Raw genomic sequence first — 25,405 nt, 5'->3', positions numbered from 1 at the left:
AAGGCGCTCTGTAAATCAATGCATGGCATGCTGAGCAGAGGTGTAAAATTGATGTTTGGGGCAAGTTTTTTGTTTGCTTTGATGAATATTTGTGTGAAAATGGTGCCCCATATTCCGGCCATTGAAATTGTGTTTTTCCGCTCGCTGATTACTTTGGTGATGAGTGTGTGGGTGCTGCGTCGTGCTCATGTGCCTCTGCTGGGCAACAACCGGAAAATATTGGTTTTGCGTGGCTTATTCGGCGCCATTGCCTTGGCTTTGTTTTTTATGCTCTTGCAGCGCATTCCGCTGGCAAGTGCGGCGGTGCTTCATTTTATAGCCCCCATCTTTACCGCCTTGATTGCCGCTTTGGTGCTTAAAGAGCGTTTATTGCCCCTGCAGTTTGTTTTTATGCTGCTTTCATTCATGGGTATTCTGGTGATGAAGTCTTTCGACTGGCGCATAGGGTGGGTGGATGTGGGCATGGGGGTGCTGTCTGCATTTTGTGCCGGCTGTGCTTACAACTGCATCCGCTATTTGAAAGGGCAAGAGCACCCTGTGGTTATTGTGCTTTATTTCCCGCTGGTGACAGCCCCCTTGGCAGCCATCTGGATGTTTTTCGATTGGGTGATGCCACAAGGAACAGACTGGCTTTGGTTGCTGGCTGTCGGGGTACTCACACAATGGGCGCAGGTGTTGATGACCAAAGCATATCAGGCTGAATCGGCTGCCAAGGTGGCCGCTGCCAGTTACATAGGCATTGTGTATGCCTTGGGCTTGGGATACGTCTTTTTTCACGAGACCTTCACCTGGCAAACCATCGTGGGCATGTTGCTTGTCTTAGCCGGTGTCATTTTGAATGTTACACTTACACCTGCCCTGAAGAAACAACAAAAAAAAGTAGCTTCTTAGCATGCTGACGGTTTTTGGCTTAAAGCCGGCGACGCGCATCTTTGTAAATCGATTCGGTAAAGTGCATTTTTTCTTGCAAATAGCCGGCAGAATTAAACCAAGATGGTATGTTTATTGACCACATAAGCTAAAAAAAGTTTATGCGACCTGTTTTTCTTTTGTTCATCGTTTTGTTGTGGGGCACACAGGTGCACGCACAGTATTTTGGAGGTGGGTTTCAAGTAGCCGTTCCTACCGGTGAGTTTGCGGAAAATACCGATGCCGTAGGCATTGGCTTCGACATCTACGGCATGGGGAGCATCGCAGGCAACCAATCTATTCAAATAGGTTTGGATGTAGGCTATTCGTTGTATGGGCGCAATGAGCAGCGCGAAACGCTCACCGCCGAGCTGGTTGCCTACGACAACAACGGAAACCAGATTTTGATTGACCAAATCAACATGCCTTTGCGCATAGTGGTCAACAACAACATCTTCCATACACATGTGATAAGCCGCTTCATTGCACCTATTCCTTATGTGCAGCCTTATGTAGATATCATGGGGGGCTTTAAGTATATTTACACACGCACCAAGATTTATGACGAGTCGGACGATGGGCGCTATTCAGGTGGTAATAATTCGAGCAATAACAACAACGACCGCCTGATTACTGCCAAGAACCAAGCCAGCGATTTTGCATGGAGCTACGGCGGGGGAACCGGTTTGTTGATTACGCTGGGCGGCACCAATCTCGAATTGCGGGCGCTCTACCTGATGAGCGGCGAAGTGAGCTATTACGACTCGGAAGATACCAAGGGGTGGACGGTAGAGTTTAAAAACAGTCCTTCCAACTATGACCCGGGCAATGTGTCTTCGGAAGACATAGGCGAAGTGCGCACCAAAGCCAATAAGAAAAACTCACGCTCCGATGTGTTGTTTTTTAGTCTGGGTATCAATATCCCATTGCGTGGGCAGTAAGGGATACACACTTGCTTGTTTGAACTTTTTTGCACAAATTCAACAAAAAAGCCTATGAAACATAACCGTCTGTTATTGCTTATTTGGCTGTTTGCCTGCTTGGGCGCCTGTCAGAAACAAAACAAGCAAGCACTGCGTGTCTTTGTGCTCAGCTATGAAGACTTTGGTCCCAAATACCTTGCCTATACGCTTTTGGGCAATGAATGGTATCAGTGGGAAGAAAGTGAAGACGAAAATAAAAGCTACCGGATTCAGGTAGTGGTCTATAAGGACGAGGACTTGGAGCGGGTAAAGAAAGCCTATCCGGTACAAGCCGAAGCAGAGCAAGATTACCGTTATGTGAGCTATGAAGCAGCCATGGAATATCTGAACCGGCACAGCCAAAACCCTGCCCTGTCGGAAAGCAGCCGGCAAAAGCTCGAAGAAACCAAGCTGCGCTTGATGGAAGCTTTTGGCGAAACGCCTGAATAACGGCTTGCCATTTTACGTTGAGCCGCCTCCCGGCATTGCAGGTTTTAAAGCACCTTGCAATGCCGGTTTTATTATGGCTTGGCTTTTTGTGCCGTTTGGAAGAAAGGGCACTTGGCGCTGCACATAGCCCCAAAACAAAAAGGTTTCTTTTCCATGCTCGAAAAAAGCAGAAGCCTTTGAGGAAGCCTGCCGGCGCAAAGTATGCCATGCCATTATCTTTTATATTTGCCACAAAACGCGCATAGCCCATGTTGCTGGACAGAGCCTTTTATGAACGGGAAGATGTAGTGGGCATTGCCCGCGACCTGATAGGCAAGGTGATAGTATCGGAAATTGACGGAAAACGAACGGCTTTGGTTATTACCGAAGCAGAAGCCTATTGTGGTGCTACTGACCGCGCCTGTCATGCCTTTGGCAACCGGCGTACCCCACGCACCGAGGTAATGTATGCAGCCGGCGGCCATGCTTATGTTTATTTGTGTTATGGCATTCATCGTTTGTTCAATGTGGTAACCAACCGGGCTGAAAAGGCCGATGCCGTCTTGATTCGTGCCGGTGTACCGCTCGAAGGCTTGGCACACATGCTGCAGCGCCGCAAGCACCAACGGCTGACGCCCCGTTTGAGTGCCGGACCGGGCACCCTTACCCAAGCATTGGGTATAGAACTGTTGCATAACCACCACGACCTGACGCTTGGGCAGCTGCTGTGGCTTGAAGACCGTGGCATAAAGCCCCCGCCGGGGGCAATACAGGCAACCCCACGCATAGGCATTGATTATGCCGGTGAAGATGCCCTGCTGCCATGGCGTTTTGTATGGAAAGATGTGCCGGTAGATGCTTTCCTTTAATCTTGTGGCAGATAGTTTATCGTGATGACTTCGCTTTCCTGTTTCTTTTTATTGTTTGCGTATTGGTTTTTTTCATCGGGCGTGCCACACAAATAGGCGAAAGAGTACTCATCATAAGCTGCTGCTTGTCCGTTTTCTTGTGAAGCGTCTTCGCTTTGTTTCGGTATTTTTCCTGCTTGATCGCTCTTTTTACATTGCTCGTTATATTGCTTGGGGATAAGGTCTCCAATCGATTTACTGCTTGAACTCTTCGAACTATTCGAACTATTCGAACTCTTCGACGGTATTAGCCAGTTCATGGACGATTTGGGACGGGTGCAGGCAACGTAAAAAAGGTTGAGAGCTGCCAAATCTTCTTTTTGAGTGGTTTTGGTGAATTCTTGAATGATGCGGCTTATAAATGTTTTGTACAGCGTTCCCTGAATGGCATCATCCCCACATTCTTTAATCTTTTCAAGGAAACTATGGTTTTGAGTAACAAACAAATAGGGAAGAGGCGAAGCCGTACCGCTATCGGACAAGCGTACGTAAAGCGTGTGTTGCCGGTTACTATCCGTAATGGACCAGTTGAGCAGGATGATGGTTACCGGAAATTCAAGTCCTTTGGACTTGTGAAGGGTCATCACTTGCACGGCGTTTTGGCGGACGTCTTGCAAGGCGGGCATTTCGCTGAGGGTGTCCCAGTATTTTACGAAAGCATGAAGCTGTTGCCCTTCGGTGTGCACAAATTCATGCACCACTTCCAGGAAGCGAAATACATAGGCTTGCTCGTCTTTCAGCTTCAGCAAGCGGAAGTGTTCAATTACTTCCAGTACAATATCGTAAACATTTTTACCATTCAACTGCTCGAATCCGAAAGTTTTAAGGTAGGTGTATTTTTCGCGGTAATAATCCCAGTCGGCACCTTCGGGCACTTCACCGAATATTTCTTGTAATGTATTGTGTTCGATGGGGCTTTCAGACGCCGGTGGCTTACCTTCGTTTTCAAGAGCTTGACAATACAGGCAGTAAAAAAAGCGTGCTTCGGCTTTAGCCAAGCGGTTGGCGGGTTGCGCCAGGCTTTTCAAGAAGGCCACCAAGAAATTCACGGCATGGGCGCGGTCTATGGTCAGGGAGCCGGGCGCATAAGCCTGCAAGTCCTTGCCGTGCTCGTCTTGCTTGTCCTTAGATAGGCTGTTCAGTTGCTGTACGATTTGGTTCACTTCGTCATTCTTGCGGCACAAAATGGTGACGTCGTCATAGTTGAAGCCTTTGTCTTGGATGTATTGGTGGATGATGTGCACCATGTTGGAAAGTATTTGCTGATTGTTCCTGCCCGGAACAAACGTTACGACCACTTCGCCTGATTCGGTCTCCTGTTGGGGTTCTTGCTCCACGGAAGTGTACGCCTTCATAATGAAGGGGTTGGTCGCTTGCTCTTTGTTGATGGCTTTGAACAGCTCGTTGTTGAATTTCACGATACGGGAAGCGCTTCGGAAGTTTTTATCCAGTGTGTGGCTTTGCACACTCTGCAAAAAAGCTTCTACTTCGGGGCGTTGGGTGGCGTCGAGTCCTAAAAAGTCGAGCATTTCAGCAGCCAAATCTGCCGAATTGGCATTGGGACCGGCCTGTGTCAAGTTGACCAATAGTTGCGATTCGCCGCCGCGCCATTCATAAATCGACTGTTTGGGGTCGCCTACAATCAGACTCTCCAGCCCTTGCGAGGTGCTTTCCTTCAAGAAAGGATAGAGAATGCGCCACTGTGTAATGGAGGTGTCTTGAAACTCGTCGATAAGGAAGTGTTTGTAAATATTGCCCAACTGCTGGTAGATTTGCGGAGGGCTCATGGGGTTGTCGGTCAAATAGCGGGCTAACTTCAACGAAAGCCAGCCCAGATACAGCTTGCTGTTGCGTGAAAGGGTGTTTTCCAGCAAGTGGTGCATGAGAAAATAAATAAAGAGCTTTTGTACACTCTGTATGACGGTAAGCTGAAAAAGCACATGCATGCAAACTTCGGTGTGCACATTTTCCATCTCTTTTGCAAGGCGGCTTATCTCTTGCTGCACTTCGGGCCGCAGACTCTTCTTAGCACTCTTTTTTATCCATTCTTTGTCGGGGGGAAGCTGTGAACCGATACCGGATAGTGCCGTCATGCTTTTAACGTATTCATTCAGCTGCTTGCTGTCCGGTTGTTCGCTTGTGAGTGTCTCCTTTAGTTGAGTGACTTTTTCTATCAATTCGCTTAAGGCCTTGAACCCTTTGGCGGCGTTAATACGGGGGGCTCTGTTTTGGTTAGAAAGGTCTTGATGGCGGTCGATGCCTTCTTTTTGCAGCAGGCTTTCTATATCTTCCCATCGTTCCTTCAAATCTTGAAGGAGGGGCTCTACGTCCCTTTTCAGGGCTTCATAGGCTTGTTTTTTCTTTTCCTTCAAGGCTTGAAACAGCTCGCTGAGCGAAGCAGACTGCTTGTCTTTGATGAGTGCATGGCGGCTTTCTTCCACGATGTCGAGAACGGTGCTGTCGAACAGTTGTTTGCCCGCTTCTTTTAACTTTTCACCTTGCAGCAGTTTTTCCCAGCTTTCATCGCCGGCAAGTGCTTCTTCTTTAACAAAGTTCTTCAACTCTTCTATGATGGGCATCCACTGTTGACTGCCGCCTTGCTGCTCTTCCTGCGACAGGTCGCGCACATGCAACATAAGAAAATCAACCACCTGATCGAGGGATTCTCTTACGCCGGTGGTCAGCTCATAGCGTGTCGGCAGCATCAGGTCGAAAGCGGCGGCTTTACCCAAACGGTTGATGAAACTGTCGATGGTGCTTATGTGCAGCTCGTCCAAGTGGTGCAGCAGTTCATGATATACCCGGCTTACATATTGAGGCGAGCAGTCGATGCCGGGCGTGTTGCGCAGCTGCTCTCTGAGCTTTTCGGCGTCTTTATACTCGTCTTCGGAACGTGGATGCACCAAAATGCGCAAGAACTTCAGTACACGCTCGCGAATCTCATGGGTGGCTTTGTTGGTGAAGGTGATGGCCAATATATGACGGAAGTAGCGCGCATCTTTGTAGTTTTCTTTCTTTAAAACAAAACGCAAGAAGTAAAGAGCCAGGTTGTAGGTCTTGCCTGAACCGGCAGAGGCATTCAAGATGGTCAGTGGTTTGCGGGGGTTGTTCATAAACAAACAGCTTTTGAAGTAAACAATTGGTACTTTTAAGGGTTTATATGCTCGAATGAATTTATAAAAAAATTGCTTGAATGATGCGATTAAATGTATTTTTTAGCGTATTGCTTTTGTTTTTAAGCGCTTATGCCGCGGAGGCACAGCAGCCTGCACAGACTTCTGTTTTGCGCGGTACGGTGACCGACGCCCGGAGCAATGCGCCCTTGCCCGGCGTGTCTGTTTTTTTGCCTGATTTAAACATAGGTTCGGCATCCGATGAAAACGGGCGTTTTGAGGTGACAGGTATTCCGCCCGGCTTGCATACGGTGGTGTTTTCTTTCGTAGGGTACCAAGAGCAGCGCATTGAAGATGTGCGCTTCACTTCGGCAGCACCTGCCGTGCTGAATGTGGCATTGGAGCCCGAGACCATCGGATTGGACGAAGTAACCGTGACGGTGGACCGTGCTTTGGAAACCAACGAAGAAGCGCCACTTTCGCTCAAACGTATTTCGAGTACCGAAGTGGGACGTTTCCCGGGCGCCAACCGCGACATTTCGCGTGTGATGCGTGCTTTACCCGGCGTGGCAAGCACCCCTTCGTTCCGTAATGACTTAATCATTCGCGGTGGAGCACCCAATGAAACACGCTTTTACTTAGATGGGATTGAAATTCCCAATATCAATCACTTTGCTACGCAAGGCGCCAATGGCGGTCCGGTGGGGCTTATCAACATCAATTTGATTGATGGAGTGAACTTTTATTCCGGAGCTTTCCCGGCTACCCGCGGCAACCTGCTCAGTGGCTTGTTGGAGCTGGAGCAAAAGCAGCCCCGCCTCGATGAGTGGGCATTTACCGGCATTGTCAGTGCTACGGATGCCGGCTTGGTGGCAGAAGGACCTTTAGGCGAGCGTACCGGCATTTCATTGTCTGTCCGGCGTTCTTATCTGCAGTTTCTGTTCGATGCCTTGGAGCTGCCTTTCCTGCCTACTTACAACGACTATCAGCTGAAGTTGCAGCATGATTTCTCACCAAAAGACCGCTTCACGCTTATCAGTGTGGGCGCACTTGATCGCTTCCGTTTGAACTTAGATGCCAACGAAACGCCCGAACAACGCTATTTGCTCGATAATTTGCCCGTATATGGGCAGTGGAACTACACCATTGGCGGCAAATATGAGCACTTCCGCAAGGATGGCAACTACACCCTGGTGGTGAGCCGCAGCATGCTCGAGAATGCCTTTTACAAATATCCGGATAACGACGAGTCGAAGCCCAAAAGCATCGACTATGTGTCGCAAGAGATTGAAAATAAACTGCGCTTTGAAGATGTGCGCTATCGTGGCGCTTGGACCATCCGTTACGGTGCAGGCTATGAGCTTGCCAAATACAATAACCGCAGCCGCTATACCTTGGCTACTGCCAATGGGCAGGTGCCTGTTGACGTGAACAGCGAATTGAAAATGAATAAAGTGGCTATTTTTTCGCAGCTAACGCGCACTTTTGGTGAAAAGTGGAGCGTGTCGGCAGGCTTGCGCACCGACTTTAACGACTACAGTCAAGACATGAACCGCCCCTTGGAGCAGCTTTCGCCACGGCTTTCGGTGGCTTACAGCTTTGCCCCCCGTTGGCAGTGGAGCGCTTCTGTGGGGCGCTATTACCAGCTGCCGGCTTATACGGTGATGGGCTACCGCGCGCCGGATGGTCGCTTGGTGAACCGTGACAACGGCTTGACTTACATACGTTCTGACCAGGCAGCCACAGGCTTTGCCTTTCTGTTGCCCGAACGCAAGGCGCGTATCACACTCGAGGCTTTCTACAAACGCTATGACCGCTATCCTTTCTCTGTAGCGCAAGGCGTATCGTTGGCAAACTTAGGCTCTGACTTTAATGTGGTGGGCAACGAAGAAGTAACGCCCACTTCGGAAGGTAGAGCCTATGGCGTGGAGTTTCTCTACCAGCAGCGCCTATTCAAAGGAGTGTATGGCTTGTTGGCATACACCTTCTTCCGCAGCGAGTTCACCGACGCACAAGGCAACTACCGTCCTTCGGCTTGGGACTTCCGCCATGCCCTTAGCTTGACGGCCGGTTGGCGCTTTGGCAAAGCATGGGAGCTGTCGGGGCGTTTTCTGTTCTCGGGCGGAGCCCCTTATACCCCTTACGACTTGGAAGCCAGTGCCCTGAAAGCCAACTGGGAGGCCAACAAACAGGGCGTGCCTGACTACAGCCGTTTGAACAGTGAGCGCACCGCCGACTTTCACCAACTGGATGTGCGAATTACCAAGCAGTTTTATTTTAACCGCTGGAGCATAGAGCTTTACTTGGACATTCAGAACCTGTATGGATACAAGGTGCGCTTGCGCGACAACTTCGACGTGCTGCGCGACGACCAAGGGCAACCCCTTACCGACCCCAATAATCCGGATGCTTACCGGTACCGCCTGCTCAAAAATGAGTCGGGGGTTACCTTGCCCAGCATCGGTGTAGTGGTGGACTTTTAAATAAGCACACTTGCTTCAAGCATACAGCCAAAGGCAAAATACCGCGCGGTATTTTGCCTTTATGATTTTTACTTTATATCTTCAAACAAAATGAAAAATAACTATTTCATAAACCCAAATACCCCTACATGCGATGAGACCCAAACGCTTAATTCTTCAAGTTGCACGCCTTGACAGAAACTATAAAAAAGAAATTTACTTTTCTTATACAAAGGAGGAGCAACACATCCTTGAAGGCAAGGCACCGGTCAGTGCTCTGTTTTGGAAGAAAGAAGTATTCAAAGAAGACACCCGGATACTTTTCTTGTTTCCGTTCTCTTTGCCTTTACAAAACTTTGGTGAATGCACAGACGAATATTTGCAGTACTGCAGCCAAATAGATTATACACGTTACCGCCCCTCTGAGGCAGAATATGCACAGGAGGTGGCACGTAGGCATCCATTTGTTGAAAATGAATCGTTTTTGATGCTTTCCTGCATCGGTAAATATAAAGTGGGGAGTCACCTGACGAGTCGACGAGTTCAAAGACAGAACCATCGATGACATTGTTCTTGAAATATTGTCCTGCCTGGTAAAAGAATATAGCGACATCGAGGAACTATACGTGGACATTACCGCCGGGCATAACCTTTATGTTACGGCTATGCTAAGTGCTGTCATGCGATTTATTCCCATTTACGAGCTGATGCACGGCTTTAAAAAACAATTAAAAGCCATGGTGCTTTATTCTGACCCCATAGTGCCGGGGGTAGATAGAGGTGAATCTCTATGTGTCGCCTTTCCGTGCACGTGGCTTCATGGAGCTGCCGCTTAGAAATGTTGACGCAAATCAAATTAAATCGTTAGTGAGTACTCTTTGGAGTAAGGATAAAAGGAGAATGGAGAGCTTTTACTTAGAGTATTTTCCCGCTTTGTTTTTCTCAATCAAGCAGGGGTTTGTGTTGCTTATTCCCAAGCTGATAAAGTACATAGAAGAAGAGTTAAAGATTCGTCCGGATGATTTATTGATTCAACAGACTTTTTCAAAAAGCATAGACAAGAAGAAACGCTATTCGATGGTTTATGCCTTCTTCTTTTGCTATGCCATGTACAAGGGCTTTTATGAAAAGTTCAAGGGCTTTCCGGATAAATTAGTTGTTACAGTAGAATGGCAAGCCAAGAAAAGAGAAATTTCCAATATTAGTATTGAAGAGGAAGCAAAGTGGAAGAGCGCTTTTAATGATTGCCATTTAGGGGATGTGTTCACCTCTTCTTTTAAAAGTGAGCTTAAAAAGCTTATTGAAGATGCAGATAACCCTTCCTACCAAAAGAATTTACAATTTGACCCCCGCAATTTTGTAGCCCATGCCGGGCTCGAGAAAAATATGACTAAATTAAGCAAAAAGGAGGCGGACTGTTACGAAGTCACTTTAAGTGATGGGGTACTCAGTTATATTAAAAAAATAGTAAATGAGTGCAAAAAATGATAATGCTTACTCAATACTTCCCTTTTCGCAGTCTGAACAAGGCAGCCCGCAGGGCAATATACAAGTGGGCGCCTATGGTGGGCAGCAAACCATAGTGTTTGCGAAACACCTTGAAGCGGTCGATGAGTGAAGGCAGGCGGTTCTTGTAAGAGAAACCGCCCACTTGAAAGTTGGCAATGACTTGTCCTGTATGCACCACCTTACGGGCACGTTTCAGGCAACGAATGACCCAATCAATATCGCTGCTGTAAGGATGCATAAGGTCATAATGCGGTGCTATGCTGCGGCGCACAATGAAAGCTTGATGCGAAACCACCATGCCAAAGCGTAGGCTCTTCCAATGCAGGTTTTTGGGCAGCTTATGCGGGGTGACCTCGCTGCGCAGCCCCAACGGACGGTACCACGCATCTACCACCATCACATCGCCATAATAAATATCGGCGGGGGGCTGCTTTTCAAAAACCTGCTGCAGGGTGTCGGGGGCATAGAGCGTATCGCCGGCATTCAGAAACAGCACATAGTCGCCATAGGCATAGCTCAGCCCTTATTCATGGCGTCATAAATGCCTTCGTCCGGTTCACTGTAGAAACAAGCATGTGGAAAGCGCTCCACCACTTCGCTTGTGTGGTCGGTAGAGGCGCCATCCACGATGATGTGTTGAATGTGAGGGTAGCTTTGCGCCGCCACGCTTTCCAAGGTGTGTGCCAACGCATCGGCTGCATTGTAGCAAACGGTAATGATGCTGATAAGGGGAGGCTTGGCTGCTGTCATGGCTAAGAGTCCTTCTTGTTGTCGGATGAGTCAGCGTCTTTTCTTTTTCGTCCCAACAGGCGGGAAAACAGTCGTTTTTCGAAGTTATAAAAAAAACGAAACTGCCCGAACACCCAACCATAAAACAACAGCAATACTTGGTAGGCGGGCAGCACGGTAAGCAGCCACCAGAAGGTGCGCCAATACCAAGGGGTGGCAGCATCGATGCCTAAAAGGGCAAAAATGGGCTTTTTGATATATACGGCTGTGGTGCCCGTGCAAGCAAACACCAGCAAAACAATCCATACTTGAGTGGCATTTTGCAAGCCCCAGCGCCTTTGTAGGCGCCGGAGCCACGAATCCTGCCTTTCGTTTTCATCCTTCATAGCGAAAATCCAGATGTTCGGGTTTTACCTTCTCATCGTCCAAGGTAAGAAATTCTTCCCAAAACGCTTGAGGCGGAACGGCTGCCACGCACACCAAGGGCGTTTTACGCACGGGATGGGTAAAATACAGCCGGCGCGCATGCAGGTTGATGCACTGATCGTCGTTGGGCTTGGGATAGCCATATTTTACGTCGCCGCGAATGGGGCACCCCATATGTGCCAACTGCGCGCGTATTTGATGCGGACGCCCGGTGTGTGGCTCTACTTCCAACAAATAATAGTGATTCAGCTTGCCCACGATGCGGTAGCTTGTTTCGGCTTTTTGGGCGTCGCCGCGCGGATAGTCATAAACCGTCACCTGGTTCTTTTCGCTGTCTTTTACCAACCAGTTGACCAGTCGTCCGTATTTTTTAGGCGGGCGGTTGCGCACTACAGCCCAGTATTTCTTTTGAATCTTGTGCTTGCGCAGCATCTCGTTCATGCGCTCCAAGGCTTTGGAAGTGCGGGCAAACATCACCAAGCCGCTCACCGGGCGGTCTATGCGGTGAATGGTGCCTAAAAACACATTGCCCGGCTTCTCATATTTCTCTTTGATATAAGCCTTTACGTGTTCAGAAAGCGGGGTGTCGCCGGTGCGGTCGCCTTGCACCAGCATGCCGGCGGGTTTGTTTACAATAATCAGGTGGTTGTCTTCATACACCACCGAAAAAGGGTACTTGTTAATCAATTCCATGCTCATGAATTTCCTCAGCGTTTTCAGGACCTACAAAGGTACGCAAAGCAAATGGTATCTACCACGCAGGAAGCAAATTAAAACCAAAGGTGCCCGTTATGTCACTGCGTTGAAGGGCAAAGGCATAGTAGGGCTCCAGCACAATCTGCCCGAAGAGGGCAAAGCGTATGCTAATCCCCGTGCTCCATACAGGTACGCGGTCACCGGCTTGTTGTACTTCTTCTTCTTTGCCCACCCAGCGGTTGCCTTCGTTCCATGCTATGCCGCCATCGAAGAAAAGGTTCAGCTCGGCAGGCAGGAAGTTCGAGCCAATCAAAGCAAAGGAGCGGGGACCCAGTAAAGGAATGCGCCACTCGGCATTGACTACAGCCAAGCGACTGCCGTACAAGTTTTCAACAGAGGCTGCATAGTTGCTACTGCCCTGCAAATAGTTTTGGTAGGCTATGTTGTCATAACCATGCACCAAGCCCGGAAAGCCCAGATAAAGTGGTGTGATGCGTTCGCTGTCGCCCCCATAGCGTCCCAGATGGTAGGCGCGCAAGGCGAAGGTAAAAGGACGCACAAACCAGTAGCGCCTGTAGTCCAGCAAGGCACTCTGATACTCAAACTCACCGGCATTGAAGCCCCATTCGAAGCGGTAGCGCCATCCGCGTGCCGGCGATGCCAAGCCATAAAAACTATTGTCGCCCACATAAGCCAGATAGCCGCTGTATAGATTGAAGCCCGGCGGCGCGTCTATGTTTTCTTTAGACTGCGCAATGGGCTGCCCAAAATAGTAGTAGGTCCTGAATCGCTGAATGTTGTAATGATAGCGGGCATAGCTGAGCCCTGCTTCCCAACGCAAGCTGCGTGAGAGCGGATAAGCCAACAGACCGCCTATTTTTTCTTCGAACAGGCGCCCCAAATCATACTGCACCACATCGACAGGCAACAGGCTGTTTTGTCCGTTGACACTTACGGCAAGCGTATCGCCAAAGATGCCCACGCTGCCAAAGCGGTAGGGGATGTGCGACAGCTGTATGCCCCAGTTGAGCCGCCGGCTTTGGTTGAGATAAAACACCGAGCCGCCTGCATCCAGAATGTCACCATTCAAGCCGAGCGATGCAAAAACATGATGGTCGCCCAATATGTCGCTAAACAACATGACCACACCACCGGCAACGCCCGTGCCCCAGCGGCTCGTGCTGATGCCTATGCCGGTATTGCCTATGTAGCTCAGTTGAAAGCGGCGTTGCAGAGGCTTGGCGTGCAGGCTGTCTGCCGGCAGCTGCACCGCGTGTCGTGCGATAAGGCGGCTCACCACCCGGCTTTTGTTTACAAACACGGGGGCTAAGGTGGCAGCCGTGAAGTCCACTGCTTCCGGATTGACCGCCTTGCGGGGGAAGTCATCCAGTGAGGCACGGTACAGGCGGTAGCCTTTGTTTTCATAATACACATACACTACCTGCCCCTGCCGGTCTATGGTGATAGCCGGCGACAGGGCGGTAACGCCTGTGATGCCTGTGGGCAGCTGTGTGAGCTGCTCTAAGTTGCCGCTGACGATTTCGTAACGAGTATAAGTTGCGAAACCCGTCCCGGTTGGAAAGGAACAGGATGCTTTGCCCGTCGGGGCTGAATAGCGGATTGACATTGTCTGCACCCGGAAAGAAGTCAAGCAGGCGGATGCTGCCGCTGCCCATATCGTAAATGCCTATGTTCAAACCGGCATGGGCATAACCTTTCGACAAAGCCACCGCATCGGTGGCAAACACGAGCTGCCGCCCATCCGGTGACCAGGCGGGCTGTATTTGTGCGGCACGGTCGTTGGTGAGGCGGCGCACTTCCTTGGTTTGAAAGTCATATACATATAAGTCGCTTTGCCCTTGCCGCAAGCCCGAGAAAGCCAGCAGGCGGCCGTCGGGCGACCAGGCCGGATGGTTAACTGCTTCTACATCTTTCAGGAAGAGTTGTTCTTTTATCTTACCGCTTTGCACGTCGATGATGACCGGTTGCGGCTTGCCTTTGACATACACCACGAAAGCCAGCAGGCGGCCGTCGGGCGACCAGCTGCCGGCCGTTTCCAAATAGCTCAACGCATCGATATGCCCTTCTTTATCAGTGGAAAGCAGGCGCCGTATTACCTTGCCGCTTTGCATATCGACCAAAAACAAATCGATGCTAAACAAGTCGCGTTCCGACAGATAAGCCATATAGCGCCCGTCCGGGCTGAGCGAGGGCGACAGCTGCATTCTACCCGGTCGCTTATCGCGTAAGACACTGTCACCCATGGCGCCATGCATCTCTTTCAAGCCGATGCTTGCGTAATATTCATGATAATACTCTTTCCACAACTTGCTGAATGCCTGCCGGTCGGTGCTTAACAAATCCTGCAGGGCGGCATCCAGGCCGTAGCGCGCCGTATATACAAAAAACGGACGTATGATTTCGTCGCCCCATAAGCCGGCAATGAGCGCCCAGAAGCTTTGCCCATAGCGGTAGGGGAAATAAATGTGCGGTTTGCGGTCCAGGTCGTCCAGTGTTGGGAAATAATCGTGTATATAGGTATCACGCATCCAAAGGGCGGTGTGCGGATCGATGCGCCCAAGAGACAAATACTCTGCCAAGCCTTCTACCATCCAAAGGGGCAAATTTTGAATGCTTTGCAGCGACAGACTGTCTTCGTTTTTTAGGATATGATATTGAAAGGCATGCACCAATTCGTGCCCCAATACATGTTCGGTTTCTTGCCGCGTGAACATCAGCGGCATGACCACCCGGTTTTTGAGCCCTTCGGTCACCCCGCCGGTGCCTACGTCTATTAAGCCCGAGATGGCACCGGTTTGTTGAAAGTCGCCGTGGTGGTTATAAAGAATCACGGGATTGGGCGTGTGAAAAGTGTCGGCAAATACCATTTGATGAATGGCATACCACTGCTCGGCAGACTGCAGGAAGTCTGCTGCCCTGCTGCTGTCTTGCAGGTAATGATACAACTCAAAATGTGGGGACTGCAATACCCGGAAATAGAAGGGCGTATAGCGCACTTTGTTTTTTCCGAAGTATTGCGCCTGCGACGGCAAAGCAAATCCCGCGACGACAACCCAAACGAATAGCCATTTTTTCATAATAAGCCGGTGATTTATGTTGTACTTGTTTCATTGAAAGATACCGTAGCCTTACAAAAAAAGTTCGCATCTTTATGTCCCTGAAAATAAAAAAACAAATGAAGCAGCCTATAAGCGGCGTGTAGTGTTGTGGCATCTTTCCGGGCGCGTTCTTCGTAGGAAGACAAATAAAAACTCAAAACGATAGATTAAATGAAGGTGAAAAAGACAATGCAATGGATGGCGCTATGCCTGACAAGCGTGTGGCTGTTCTCTGCTTGTAAGAATTCAAATGAAGCGGCATTGCCCCAAAGCCCCTATGCCGGCATAGAGCAACAAAGCCTGCAGCTTATCAACGAATACCGCATACAAAACGGCAAAGAGCCCCTTCAGACGCATCCGGCCATTTATGCAGAAGCCTATCAGCACAGTTCCAACATGGCAGAAGGCAAAGTGCCTTTTGGGCATGATGGATTCAGTGCGCGTGTCGAGCGCATCCGTGCCGAGTTGAATGCCGGTCCTGCTGCTGAAAATGTAGCTTACAACTATGGACCTGACCCCGCTCAAACTGCATTTGAACAATGGCGCAACAGCAGCGGACACAATAAAAATATGTTGGGCGACTACACGCATTGTGGGCTGGCTGTGGCCAAGTCCGGCGATGGCCGCTATTATTTTACCCATATTTTTGTAAAAGTAAGTCCATAAATATTGGTTTTTTCTATTCCCCAAGAAGCATCCTGGCGCACTCTTTGTGGCAGTTAGCACAGGCTTAACCTTTATTTCAACTTACAAAAAGTGCGAACCATGAAGATGCTTCTTTTTTCTTTTCTCATCTTACCCGCTTTGACCATGCAGGCACAAGACGGCTTTCCTGCACAAAAAAACATAGAGCAGGAGATATTGCGCCTGGTGAATGCATACCGCAGCGATTTGAACAAACAGCCGCTTCAATACGATGCGGTCTTATACGCGCAAGCCCTTGCGCATGCCAAGAATATGGCAGAAGGTAAAACAGCTTTCGGACATGAGGGCTTTGAGCACCGCGTACGCATGGTTGCACGCACGCGCACGATTAAGGCGATGGCAGAAAATGTGGCTTTGCTGGAAGACGGCACCCCCAATTTGGCACAAGAAGCCGTCAAGGCATGGCTGGAAAGCCCCGGACACCGGAAAAATATGGAGGGGGATTTTACCCATACTGCCATAGCCGTGTACCGCCTGCACGGCTATATTTATTTTGTGCAGCTTTTTGCTTCGTATCATTAAGTGCGGCAGGCTTGCCCGGGATTTTATCCGCTTGCAACACACATAGGCAACACCTTGCTTTTGTGGGAAGAAAAAACTTGCGACCTTTGTATGGCTTTCTTTGTTAATAGAGAAAAAGCCATAGAAAACACTATGCAACTACGGAAAGTTATGTCACGGGAAGCAGGGATGGACACACAGTATCAGATGCATACTTTTGCCAACGGCATCCGCTTCATTCATAAATACTTGCCTTTTAGTCAGGTGTCGCACATAGGTTATGTGCTGGACATAGGCAGCCGCGACGAAGCACCGCATCAGCAGGGGCTGGCGCACTTTTGGGAACACATGGCGTTTAAAGGCACGCGCCGGCGCCGCGCTTATCATATTCTTAACCGCCTGGAAGCCGTGGGGGGCGAGCTGAATGCCTATACCACCAAGGAAAAAATATGTTTTTATGCTTCTGTGCTGAACGACTACTACCTGCAAGCCGTTGATTTACTGACCGACATCACCTTCGATTCGGTATTCCCCGAAAAACAAATTGAGCGGGAAAAGGGCGTTATCTTGGAAGAGATTGCCATGTACAAAGACTCGCCCGAAGAAGCCATACAAGACGAGTTCGACGCACTGGTGTTTGGCGACCACCCGCTCGGATACAACATCTTGGGCACCGAAGAGAGCGTGCGCAGCTTCAGCCGCCACGACTTCCGGGAGTTTATCGATACGCACCTGAGCACCGACCGCATCGTGATAGCTTCGGTGAGTGGGCTGCCCTTTGAAAAAGTGTTGCCCAAGGTGGAACGTCTGATAGAAGGGATTGCCCCGCGTTATCAGCCCAAACGGCGCTTGCCTTTTTCCGGGCAGTTGTATTGCCCGCGTCAAGAAGAAAAGCATTTGCCCATCAGCCAAGCGCATTGCGCCTTGGGACGCCCGGCCTATTCCATGCATCACCCGGACCGCCTGTCTTTCTTTTTGTTGAACAACCTGCTGGGCGGACCGGCCATGAGTTCCCGGCTGAATATGTTGCTGCGCGAACGCTACGGCTATGTGTATGGCATCGAGTCTTCCTATACGCCTCTGAGCGACACGGGCTTGTGGGGTGTCTTCTTTGCCATCGATGCCAAACACTTGAGCAAAGCCGAAAAGTTGATTTTACAAGAAATGCAACGCTTGTGTGAGCAGCCTTTGGGTGTGCGCCAACTCAAACAAGCCAAAAACCAACTGAAGGGGCAGTTGGCTATGGCAGAAGAAAACAATCTGAATTTCATGTTGATGATGGGCAAAACCATACTGGATTACGGTTACATTGACCCCTTGCCCAAGTTGTTTGAAGAAATAGATGCCATCACTGCCGGGCAGCTTCAAGCCGTGGCGCAACAGATATTTCAACCCCAAAGCTTGAGTTTTTTACGTTACATACCACAGCAGGCATGAGCGAAACACAAGCACTCATCGACAGCTTGCTGCATCCCGACACGCAAGCTTTTTGGCAAGCGCATGCCGGTGAAGACCCATTTGCTTTAAGCAGCCGGGCGGCGCATTATCCTGCCTTGCCCGTGCAGGCGGTGGCGCAACAAATAGAACGGCACCGGCGTGTAGCGGATAAACTGCCCACCTGGGCGGCTTCAACACGTGTGCTGTTGCCTGCCCTGCTTAGCTTGGAACAGGCTTCTTCGGAACAGACAGCTGCTTTCAAACACCATTTGCTGGAAAAATACTATGGGCTGCAAGGCGGGCACGGCTGCGACCTTACCGGAGGGCTTGGGGTGGACTCTTTTTACCTTGCGCGCGCTTTTGAGCAATGGCACTACGTAGAGCAACAAGCATCGCTTTGCACTTTGGCAGCCCATAATTTTCGTGAGCTCGGGCAACATAACATACAGGCGGTTCATGCCGATGCCGCCACCTTTTTACGACAGACGCCGCACCAATACACGCTCATTTATTTGGACCCGGCGCGCCGGGCAGCGCATCGCAAAGTATGGGCATTGGAAGACTGCAGCCCCAATATACTTGAACTGATGCCCCTGCTGGGGCAAAAGGCGCGTTTTCTCTTGGTGAAGCTATCGCCTATGCTGGATTTGAGCCTGCTGGAGCAACGGCTTTCGCCTTATTTGCAAGACATATGGGTGGTGGGTACTGCGCAAGAGTGTAAAGAAGTGCTGGTGTGGCTCGATATGGCTGCCGGTGCCCCGCTCACGCCCCGGAGGCATGCAGTTACATTGCACGCAACAGGGCATGAGGTGCATGAAGTGCGTCATGAAACCAAACACGCAGCTGCCGTTGCAGCCCCCCAAGCTTTTCTGTATGAGCCGGCACCGGCATTGATGAAGTGCATGGCATGGCAGTATTTGTCGCAGCGTTATGAATGCAAGCAAATCCACCCCGGCATCCACCTGTTTACTTCGCCACACTACCAAGAAGATTTTCCCGGGCGTGCTTTCCGCGTGCTGGCACAGCTGCCCTTCGACCGCAAGGCACTCGCAAAGCTTTTACCCGAAGGCAAAGCACACATCTTATTGCGCCACGTGCCTTTGAGTGTGGAGCAGGTAAAAAAGAAACTGAAAATCAAAGAAGGGGGCGAACGCTACCTATGGGTGCTGCGCTTGGAAAAAAACCGCTTGAGCCTGCTGCTTACCGAGCGCTTGAAATAGAAGCCGTCATAACGCCGGAAAACCAAGCGATATACTTACTGAAACAAGCCCCTTTTTGCTTTTTTTATGTAGTTTTGCATTGCCATCAACAATAATGAGTGAAACCCGACTTTTATGCTGAATAGACGCTTACTTCGAGTGAAGGTCATGCAGGCGCTGTATGCCTATTTCCAAAGCCGCTCTTCCGATTACTATGTGGCAGAGGAGCACATACGCAACTATTTTCAACCCGACCTGAACTCGATGACACCGCCCGATTACGAGGCGCTTAAACGCAACACACAAATAGCACTGCGCGCTTTCGAGCAGGCACATAAAACCAAAATGATAGAAGAAGGCGTATCTGCCGAAGTGCAAGTGGCAGTGCAACAGGCCATCCGGCTTTATGAACAAAACATAGAGCGCGACAAACGCCATTTTCGCCGTTTGCTTATAGAAGAAATAGAGGGCTTGTATGAGCGCTACCTTTCTGTATTGGCTCTTTTGATAGAACTGGCCAAGCTGGTGGCTGCCGAACGGGAACGCAAACCCCTTGACCCCACCAAGGTGAAAGTGGCAGCCCATTACAAACTGGCCGATAACCAAATTATCCGTTTCTTACAGGAAAACCAAGAGCTGCAGGAAGCGCTGAAGCGCTACTATATCTCTTGGCAGGATGAAGAAGAAACCGTCAAAACTCTTTACCGTGACCATCTGCGCAAAGACCCCACTTATATAGCTTACCGCGACTTGCCACAGGCTTCTCTTGAAGACGATTACAATATTTTGGATCACATCGTGCGGCATCACATTTTCCCACGGGCACAACACGTGTGGGAAGAAGAGGAGGGGCAGGTGATAGAAGAAGAGCCTTTTATGTACACCTTCTTTGAAGAGCGCGATTTGAAATGGGTAGAAAACCGCTCGGCTCTGCGCAGCATGGTCATAAAAACCCTGAAGTCGGTAAATCCTGACCGCCCCGAAGACTTCCGGCTCTTAGATTTGTCGCTCAATTGGGAAGACGATGAAAACTTCATTCTGACCCTGTACAATAAAACCATAGAAGAGGAAGAAGAAAACCTGCGGACAATTAAACAGCATCTGAAAGGCTGGGAAATAGAGCGCCTTTTGCTGGTAGATAAAACCCTTTTACAGATGGCCATTGTGGAAATGAAATATTGTCCGCAGATTCCTGTGAAGGTAACCATCAACGAGTTTGTGGAATTGGCCAAACATTACAGTTCGCCTAAAAGTCGTAACTTCGTAAACGGGCTGCTCGATAGTATTGCTACCACCCTGCAAGCCGAAGGGCAAATACGCAAGAGCGGCCGCGGACTTATCGATAACCAATAATTAAAACACCATATGCCTATGTATCCCGAACAAGAGCACAAATCGAGTCATGAGTTTTTATTGGGGCTGATTCTTGGCGCCGTGGCCGGCGCCACGGTTGCCCTGCTTTATGCGCCCGCCGAAGGCAAGGAAGTGCGCCGCATGCTTTCCTATAAGCTGCACAAAGCAAAAGAAAGCCTGGAGCAGCTGCTTCACCGCATCAAACATGGCGAAGGCATCGTAAGCCAAGCCAAGATTAAGAATGAGAAAGTAGTGAACGAAACCAAAGAAAAAGCCGAAAAGCTATTAGGCGAGGTGGAAGCACTCATCGAGCAAATTCAAAAAGCCCAATAAAAATAAAACAAAACCTGTCCCTGTCCCTTATTTAAAACCTGTCTTGTCTTATGAAAACCATCACCTTAATTCCCGGCGACGGCATCGGTCCTGAAATCATTGAAGCCGTTAAGTTTGTTTTCCGCGAAATGGACGCCCCCGTAGAATGGGAAGAGTATCCTGCCGGCGAAACAGCTTTGAAAGAAACCGGCGAACTGATTCCCCCTGCTTTGGTGGAGTCTATTCAACGCAACAAAGTGGCTTTGAAAGGACCTATCACAACCCCCGTCGGCAAAGGTTTTCGCAGCATCAACGTCACCTTGCGTCAAATGTTCGACTTGTATGCCAACGTACGCCCCTGCAAAAGCACCCCGGGCTTGAGCAGCAAGTTCGACAATGTGGACTTGGTGATTTTCCGCGAAAACACCGAAGGGCTGTATGCCGGCTTGAACTACTACGATGAACGCCTTGAAATAGCCGACTCTGTAAGCCGCATTACCAAAAAAGGATGCATGCGCATTGTGCGTGCCGCTTTTGAATATGCCAAACAACGCGGGCGCAAGCTGGTGACAGTGGTGCACAAAGCCAACATATTGAAGAAGTCGGGCGCCTTGATGCTCGAAGCTGCCGAAACCATCAGCAAAGAATACCCGGGCATCGAATGGAACGACAAAATCATTGATAACATGGCTATGCAGCTGGTGCTGCGCCCCGAGCAGTTCGATGTGATTGTTACTTCCAACCTTTTTGGCGATATTCTTTCCGACCTCTGCGCCGGCTTGGTTGGTGGTTTGGGCGTAGTGGCCGGTGCCAACATTGGCGATGAAATAGCCATCTTTGAAGCAGTACACGGCACTGCCCCCGACATCGCAGGCAAAGGCATTGCCAACCCTACGGCCATTTTGCGCTCGTCGGTCATGATGCTTGAACACATTGGCGAAGAAGCTTTGGCTAAAAAGCTGGGCACTGCCATAGACCGCACCTTGGCACAAAAAGAACTGTGCACTGCCGATTTAGGCGGCAAAGCCAATACTATGGAGTTTGCCCGGAACGTTGTAAAACAAATGGAATTGATTGAAAAGTAAAATATCAAACCAAAGAATGCCATGAAAAAAGTATGCTTATTGTTGTGCTTGATGGTAGGGCTGTGGGCTTGCAATGAAGCCTCTACCGAGAGCGCTCAAACACAGGTAAACCCACAAGACGAGAGCGCGGCAAACCAGGCAACCGAAGAATCAACTGAAGGTGTGCCGGTCATTGCCTTCGAAGAAACCGAATATGATTTCGGTACCATTAAAGAAGGCGATGTGGTAGAGCATGTATTTAAGTTTAAAAACACAGGCAATGCCCCCTTGAAAATTCAAAACGCCACGGCGCCTTGCGGCTGTACCGTGCCTACCTGGACCAAGGAGCCTATTCCGCCCGGGGGCACCGGCGAAATTGTAGTACAGTTCAACAGCAAGGGCAAAGCAGGGCAACAAATCAAGCAAGTAACCATTACTGCCAATACCAAACCCGAAGTTTCGCAAGTAACCATCAAAACTTTTGTGGAGGGGACCGGAAAGATGCTCATCGATGCCGAAGGCCCTCGTAAACAGTAATTTAAAAAAACAAACCAAACGCTATGTTGCAAACCATTTTATTCGTATTCCTTCAGCAAAAAGCTGCCCAACCACAGGGTGGTGGCATGATGTTTAACCTGATTTTCTTCGGAACCATCATCCTTATTTTCTACTTCTTTATGATTCGCCCGCAGCAGAAGCGTGCCAAAGAGCAAAAAAACTTCTTGGCAAGTCTGCAAAAGGGCATGCAGGTGGTTACCATTGGTGGCATCCATGGTAAAATAGTGGAAGTGGGCGACAATACCGTGACCATCGACATCGATGGCAAAGGCACCAAGGTGGTGTTTGAAAAAAACGCCATTGCCGTTGAGAGCACCAAAGCACTGCAAAAAGCCTAAATGAAAGACACAATGAACACTTCGTTTGAGCAAATGCCTGCCGATGCCCGCCTGTGGGTGTATCCGGCAGGCCGCCCCCTAAGCAGCACAGAACAACAAAGCCTCTTGCAAGAGGTGCACACCTTCTTGCAGAACTGGCGTGCACACGGCAAACCATTGCGGGCAGCGGCTACGGTGGTGGAAGATTACTTTCTGCTGGTAGCTGCCGACCCCCATGCCGAGCCGCCTTCCGGCTGCTCTATAGATGCTCAGGTGGGCTTTATCCGTCAGCTGGCACAACACTACGACTTGGCTTTTCTTGAGCGTGGGCGCGTGTATTTCCGTGCTGCCGGCGGCATCGATTACCTGCCTTTAGGGGCTGTGAAAGAGGCGGTCACCGAAGGGCGCCTTACCGCCGAAACGCCGGTTTATAAGCAAGAGGCTGCCACGAAGGCAGAGTGGGGGTGCGTGCCCGCCGTGGATACCTGGCTCAAACGCTATTTTGCCAAAACGAAGGCATAGTGTCTTATAGATGTGCGAAGCGCCCTCAAGGGCGCTTTCTTTTTTACCTTCCGTAAAAACGCAAATCAAGTATAAAACCATGAAAATAGGCATCTTAGGCGGTGGACAGCTCGGGCGCATGCTGTTGCAGGCAGCTTTCAACTATCCGGTAGAGCTGCACGTGCTTGACCCCGACCCGCAAGCCCCTTGCGCAGCGGCTACACCACATTTTAAAACGGGCAGTTTGCAAGACGAAGCCACGGTCTATGCTTTTGGCAAGCAAGTGGAAGTGCTTACCATTGAAATAGAAAACGTCAATGTAGCGGCACTCAAGCGCTTGCAGGCCGAAGGCGTGAAGGTGTACCCTCAACCCCACGTGATTGAAACTATTCAGGATAAGCGGCTTCAGAAGCAGTTTTTTGTGCAGCATCAAATACCGACTGCCCCCTTCGTCTTGATTGACCACCCCTCGGACTTGCACAAGCATGCTAACTTCCTGCCGGCATTTATGAAAGTGGGCAAGGGTGGTTACGACGGGCGTGGGGTCTTGCCTTTGCACAGCCCTGCTGACTTTGCACAGGCTTTTCAGGCGCCTTCTTTACTTGAAAAAGCGGCCGATATACACAAAGAAATATCGGTGATTGTGGCGCGTAATGAAGCAGGCGAAGTGCGTGCTTTCCCCCCGGTGGAAATGGTATTCGACCCACAACTAAACTTGGTGGACTACCTGCTGTCACCGGCACAGCTCACCGAAGAGCAGGCAGCAGAGGCACAAAGCATTGCTTGCCGTTTAATAGAGGCGCTGGACATGGTCGGTATATTGGCAGTAGAAATGTTTTTAAATCGTGATGGCAGTTTGTGGGTCAACGAAGTAGCCCCGCGCCCACACAACAGCGGGCACCACACCATCGAAGCCAACTATACTTCCCAATACGAACAACATTTGCGTGCCATCACCAACATGCCTTTGGGCTGCACCGACAGCCGCTGTGCCGCAGCCATGGTGAACCTATTGGGCGAAGCCGGCCACTACGGCGCGGTGTATTACCGTGGACTGAAACGCGCACTTGCCCGTAAGGGCGTATATGTGCACCTCTATGGAAAGGCAGAAACCAAACCCGGGCGCAAGATGGGGCATGTGACCTTGATTGATGATGACCCGGACAGCCTGCAAGCCAATATCCGATATATCAAAGAGGTGTTGAAGGTAGAAAGCCGCGCGGCTGTATCCGGTAATCCGCAAGAATGACCGCTTCGGCAATGGCGCATGCTTGCCGCCCTTGAAGATGACAACACAAACGCCCTTGCATGCAGAGGGCGTTTATTTGCTTTGAGGCTTTCTTCTTTTGCCGGAATTGATTACCTTTCTTCTTTACGAAACCACAATACCATGTCTGACACACTGCACCTTGCCTTGCTACAGCTTGACTTGCACCGGCACTCGCCCGACGCCAACCGGGCACACATAGAAGAGCATCTGCGTCAGCTCGAAGAAGTAGATATCGTGCTGTTGCCCGAAATGTTTACTACCGGTTTCACCATGGAAGCGGCTGCTTATGCCGAACCCATGAATTTTCATACTTGCCGCTGGATGCGCCTGATGGCAGCCCATAGCGGTGCGGTCATTGCCGGCAGCATTATCGTCAAAGAAAACGGGCACTACTACAACCGCTTGCTGTGGGTAACGCCCGAAGGCGATGTGCAATATTATGACAAACGCCATCTGTTTCGCATGGCAGGTGAGCACAAGGTATATACACCGGGCAGTCATCTGCCTGTTTTTCAATACAAAGGCTGGCATATTGCCCCCTTTATTTGTTATGACCTGCGCTTTCCCGTGTGGTCTTACAACCGCGCTTTAGTGTATGACCTGGCTATTTATGTTGCCAATTGGCCTGCACCGCGCATTACTGCCTGGGATGCACTGCTGGCAGCCCGTGCCATAGAAAACGTGGCTTATGTGGCGGGGGTCAATCGCACGGGAACAGACACTGAAGGCATGGTTTATCCGGGGCATTCGGCAGTCTTCGACTTTAAGGGGCAGCCTTTGGCACAAGCGGGCAACACAGAAGAAACACTCTGTGTGAAGCTCGACAAGCAAGCATTGCAAAGATTTCGCGAAAAATTCCCCGTGCATCTGGATGCCGACGATTTTTTGATTGTCGATGGTGTGGCGCAAAATAAAACCTAAAGCGC

At 50.0% G+C, this 25,405-nt stretch carries 25 protein-coding genes; 18 read left to right on the top strand and 7 right to left on the bottom strand.

Annotated features, from left to right (window positions below):
• Positions 1-27 precede the first annotated feature (27 nt).
• The 4 genes from QVE43_RS04155 (at position 28) to QVE43_RS04140 (ending at position 3,169) form a co-directional block, all read left to right on the top strand.
• Positions 28-891 carry a DMT family transporter gene (locus tag QVE43_RS04155; protein WP_288004506.1) on the top strand — a complete coding sequence of 288 codons (864 nt, stop codon included), beginning with the start codon at positions 28-30 and terminating at the stop codon, positions 889-891.
• A gap of 140 nt (positions 892-1,031) precedes the next feature.
• On the top strand, positions 1,032-1,850 hold the full coding sequence (locus QVE43_RS04150; RefSeq protein ID WP_288004504.1) for a hypothetical protein: 819 nt from the start codon (positions 1,032-1,034) through the stop codon (positions 1,848-1,850).
• A 54-nt stretch (positions 1,851-1,904) separates the two neighbouring features.
• Positions 1,905-2,321 carry a hypothetical protein gene (locus tag QVE43_RS04145; protein ID WP_038032856.1) on the top strand — a complete coding sequence of 139 codons (417 nt, stop codon included), beginning with the start codon at positions 1,905-1,907 and terminating at the stop codon, positions 2,319-2,321.
• 248 nt (positions 2,322-2,569) lie between these two features.
• Positions 2,570-3,169, top strand: a complete 600-nt coding sequence (locus QVE43_RS04140; protein ID WP_288004501.1) for a DNA-3-methyladenine glycosylase — start codon at positions 2,570-2,572, stop codon at positions 3,167-3,169.
• On the opposite strand, the gene QVE43_RS04135 is transcribed toward QVE43_RS04140, so the two are convergent.
• Complete coding sequence (locus QVE43_RS04135) at positions 3,166-6,321, bottom strand: UvrD-helicase domain-containing protein (protein WP_288004499.1); 3,156 nt, start codon at positions 6,319-6,321, stop codon at positions 3,166-3,168. The genes QVE43_RS04140 and QVE43_RS04135 overlap by 4 nt on opposite strands.
• An 80-nt stretch (positions 6,322-6,401) precedes the next feature.
• On the opposite strand from QVE43_RS04135, the gene QVE43_RS04130 reads away from it, so the two are divergent.
• On the top strand, positions 6,402-8,804 hold the full coding sequence (locus QVE43_RS04130) for a TonB-dependent receptor (protein WP_288004497.1): 2,403 nt from the start codon (positions 6,402-6,404) through the stop codon (positions 8,802-8,804).
• A gap of 771 nt (positions 8,805-9,575) precedes the next feature.
• Positions 9,576-10,271 (top strand): TM1812 family CRISPR-associated protein, encoded by a 696-nt coding sequence (locus tag QVE43_RS04125; RefSeq protein ID WP_288004495.1) that lies wholly within the window; start codon positions 9,576-9,578, stop codon positions 10,269-10,271.
• A 10-nt stretch (positions 10,272-10,281) separates the two neighbouring features.
• On the opposite strand, the gene QVE43_RS04120 is transcribed toward QVE43_RS04125, so the two are convergent.
• The 6 genes from QVE43_RS04120 to QVE43_RS04095 all read right to left on the bottom strand — a co-directional run bounded on the left by QVE43_RS04120 (position 10,282) and on the right by QVE43_RS04095 (position 15,241).
• Complete coding sequence (locus QVE43_RS04120; protein ID WP_288004493.1) at positions 10,282-10,788, bottom strand: hypothetical protein; 507 nt, start codon at positions 10,786-10,788, stop codon at positions 10,282-10,284.
• Positions 10,789-10,808: 20 nt separating this feature from the next.
• Positions 10,809-11,042, bottom strand: a complete 234-nt coding sequence (locus tag QVE43_RS04115; RefSeq protein WP_288004491.1) for a glycosyltransferase — start codon at positions 11,040-11,042, stop codon at positions 10,809-10,811.
• A 2-nt stretch (positions 11,043-11,044) separates the two neighbouring features.
• Positions 11,045-11,407, bottom strand: coding sequence for a DUF6787 family protein (locus QVE43_RS04110; RefSeq protein ID WP_288004490.1), 363 nt, complete (start codon positions 11,405-11,407; stop codon positions 11,045-11,047).
• Entirely contained in the window at positions 11,397-12,131 is a 735-nt protein-coding gene (locus tag QVE43_RS04105; RefSeq protein WP_038033021.1) for an RluA family pseudouridine synthase, read from the bottom strand. The genes QVE43_RS04110 and QVE43_RS04105 overlap by 11 nt, the downstream gene beginning before the upstream one ends.
• A gap of 67 nt (positions 12,132-12,198) precedes the next feature.
• Positions 12,199-13,575, bottom strand: a complete 1,377-nt coding sequence (locus QVE43_RS04100) for a hypothetical protein (RefSeq protein WP_288004489.1) — start codon at positions 13,573-13,575, stop codon at positions 12,199-12,201.
• The gene (locus QVE43_RS04095; protein WP_288004487.1) at positions 13,565-15,241 is read right to left on the bottom strand and encodes a hypothetical protein; all 1,677 of its coding nucleotides are present in this window, start codon (positions 15,239-15,241) and stop codon (positions 13,565-13,567) included. The genes QVE43_RS04100 and QVE43_RS04095 overlap by 11 nt, the downstream gene beginning before the upstream one ends.
• A 198-nt stretch (positions 15,242-15,439) precedes the next feature.
• Here QVE43_RS04095 and QVE43_RS04090 point away from each other — a divergent pair, with 198 nt between their 5' ends.
• The 12 genes from QVE43_RS04090 (at position 15,440) to QVE43_RS04035 (ending at position 25,400) form a co-directional block, all read left to right on the top strand.
• Positions 15,440-15,928: a CAP domain-containing protein gene (locus QVE43_RS04090; RefSeq protein WP_288004485.1), complete on the top strand. Its 489-nt coding sequence runs from the start codon at positions 15,440-15,442 to the stop codon at positions 15,926-15,928.
• Between the two features lie 99 nt (positions 15,929-16,027).
• Complete coding sequence (locus tag QVE43_RS04085) at positions 16,028-16,489, top strand: CAP domain-containing protein (protein WP_288004483.1); 462 nt, start codon at positions 16,028-16,030, stop codon at positions 16,487-16,489.
• A 150-nt stretch (positions 16,490-16,639) separates the two neighbouring features.
• Positions 16,640-17,905, top strand: a complete 1,266-nt coding sequence (locus tag QVE43_RS04080; protein ID WP_288004481.1) for a pitrilysin family protein — start codon at positions 16,640-16,642, stop codon at positions 17,903-17,905.
• The gene (locus tag QVE43_RS04075) at positions 17,902-19,125 is read left to right on the top strand and encodes a class I SAM-dependent methyltransferase (RefSeq protein WP_288004479.1); all 1,224 of its coding nucleotides are present in this window, start codon (positions 17,902-17,904) and stop codon (positions 19,123-19,125) included. Before QVE43_RS04080 ends, QVE43_RS04075 begins: the two co-directional genes overlap by 4 nt.
• 114 nt (positions 19,126-19,239) lie before the next feature.
• Positions 19,240-20,457 carry a transcription antitermination factor NusB gene (gene nusB, locus QVE43_RS04070; RefSeq protein ID WP_288004477.1) on the top strand — a complete coding sequence of 406 codons (1,218 nt, stop codon included), beginning with the start codon at positions 19,240-19,242 and terminating at the stop codon, positions 20,455-20,457.
• An 18-nt stretch (positions 20,458-20,475) separates the two neighbouring features.
• Positions 20,476-20,790 (top strand): YtxH domain-containing protein, encoded by a 315-nt coding sequence (locus tag QVE43_RS04065; RefSeq protein ID WP_051633397.1) that lies wholly within the window; start codon positions 20,476-20,478, stop codon positions 20,788-20,790.
• Between the two features lie 50 nt (positions 20,791-20,840).
• Complete coding sequence (locus tag QVE43_RS04060; protein ID WP_288004475.1) at positions 20,841-21,854, top strand: isocitrate/isopropylmalate dehydrogenase family protein; 1,014 nt, start codon at positions 20,841-20,843, stop codon at positions 21,852-21,854.
• A 21-nt stretch (positions 21,855-21,875) separates the two neighbouring features.
• The gene (locus QVE43_RS04055) at positions 21,876-22,370 is read left to right on the top strand and encodes a DUF1573 domain-containing protein (protein WP_288004474.1); all 495 of its coding nucleotides are present in this window, start codon (positions 21,876-21,878) and stop codon (positions 22,368-22,370) included.
• A 23-nt stretch (positions 22,371-22,393) separates the two neighbouring features.
• A complete protein-coding gene (gene yajC, locus QVE43_RS04050; protein ID WP_038032866.1) occupies positions 22,394-22,729 on the top strand; it encodes a preprotein translocase subunit YajC in 336 nt (111 codons plus the stop codon).
• The gene (locus tag QVE43_RS04045; RefSeq protein WP_288004472.1) at positions 22,730-23,230 is read left to right on the top strand and encodes a hypothetical protein; all 501 of its coding nucleotides are present in this window, start codon (positions 22,730-22,732) and stop codon (positions 23,228-23,230) included.
• Positions 23,231-23,309: 79 nt separating this feature from the next.
• Positions 23,310-24,458: a 5-(carboxyamino)imidazole ribonucleotide synthase gene (locus QVE43_RS04040; RefSeq protein ID WP_288004470.1), complete on the top strand. Its 1,149-nt coding sequence runs from the start codon at positions 23,310-23,312 to the stop codon at positions 24,456-24,458.
• Between the two features lie 141 nt (positions 24,459-24,599).
• Positions 24,600-25,400 (top strand): amidohydrolase, encoded by an 801-nt coding sequence (locus QVE43_RS04035; protein WP_288004468.1) that lies wholly within the window; start codon positions 24,600-24,602, stop codon positions 25,398-25,400.
• Positions 25,401-25,405 lie beyond the last annotated feature (5 nt).

The sequence above is a fragment of the Thermonema sp. genome (assembly GCF_026003375.1).
GTDB classification, from domain to species: Bacteria; Bacteroidota; Bacteroidia; order Cytophagales; family Thermonemataceae; genus Thermonema; species Thermonema rossianum.
The sequence above is the reverse complement of the archived record's forward strand: the minus strand, read 5'-3'. Positions and strand labels throughout refer to the sequence as shown.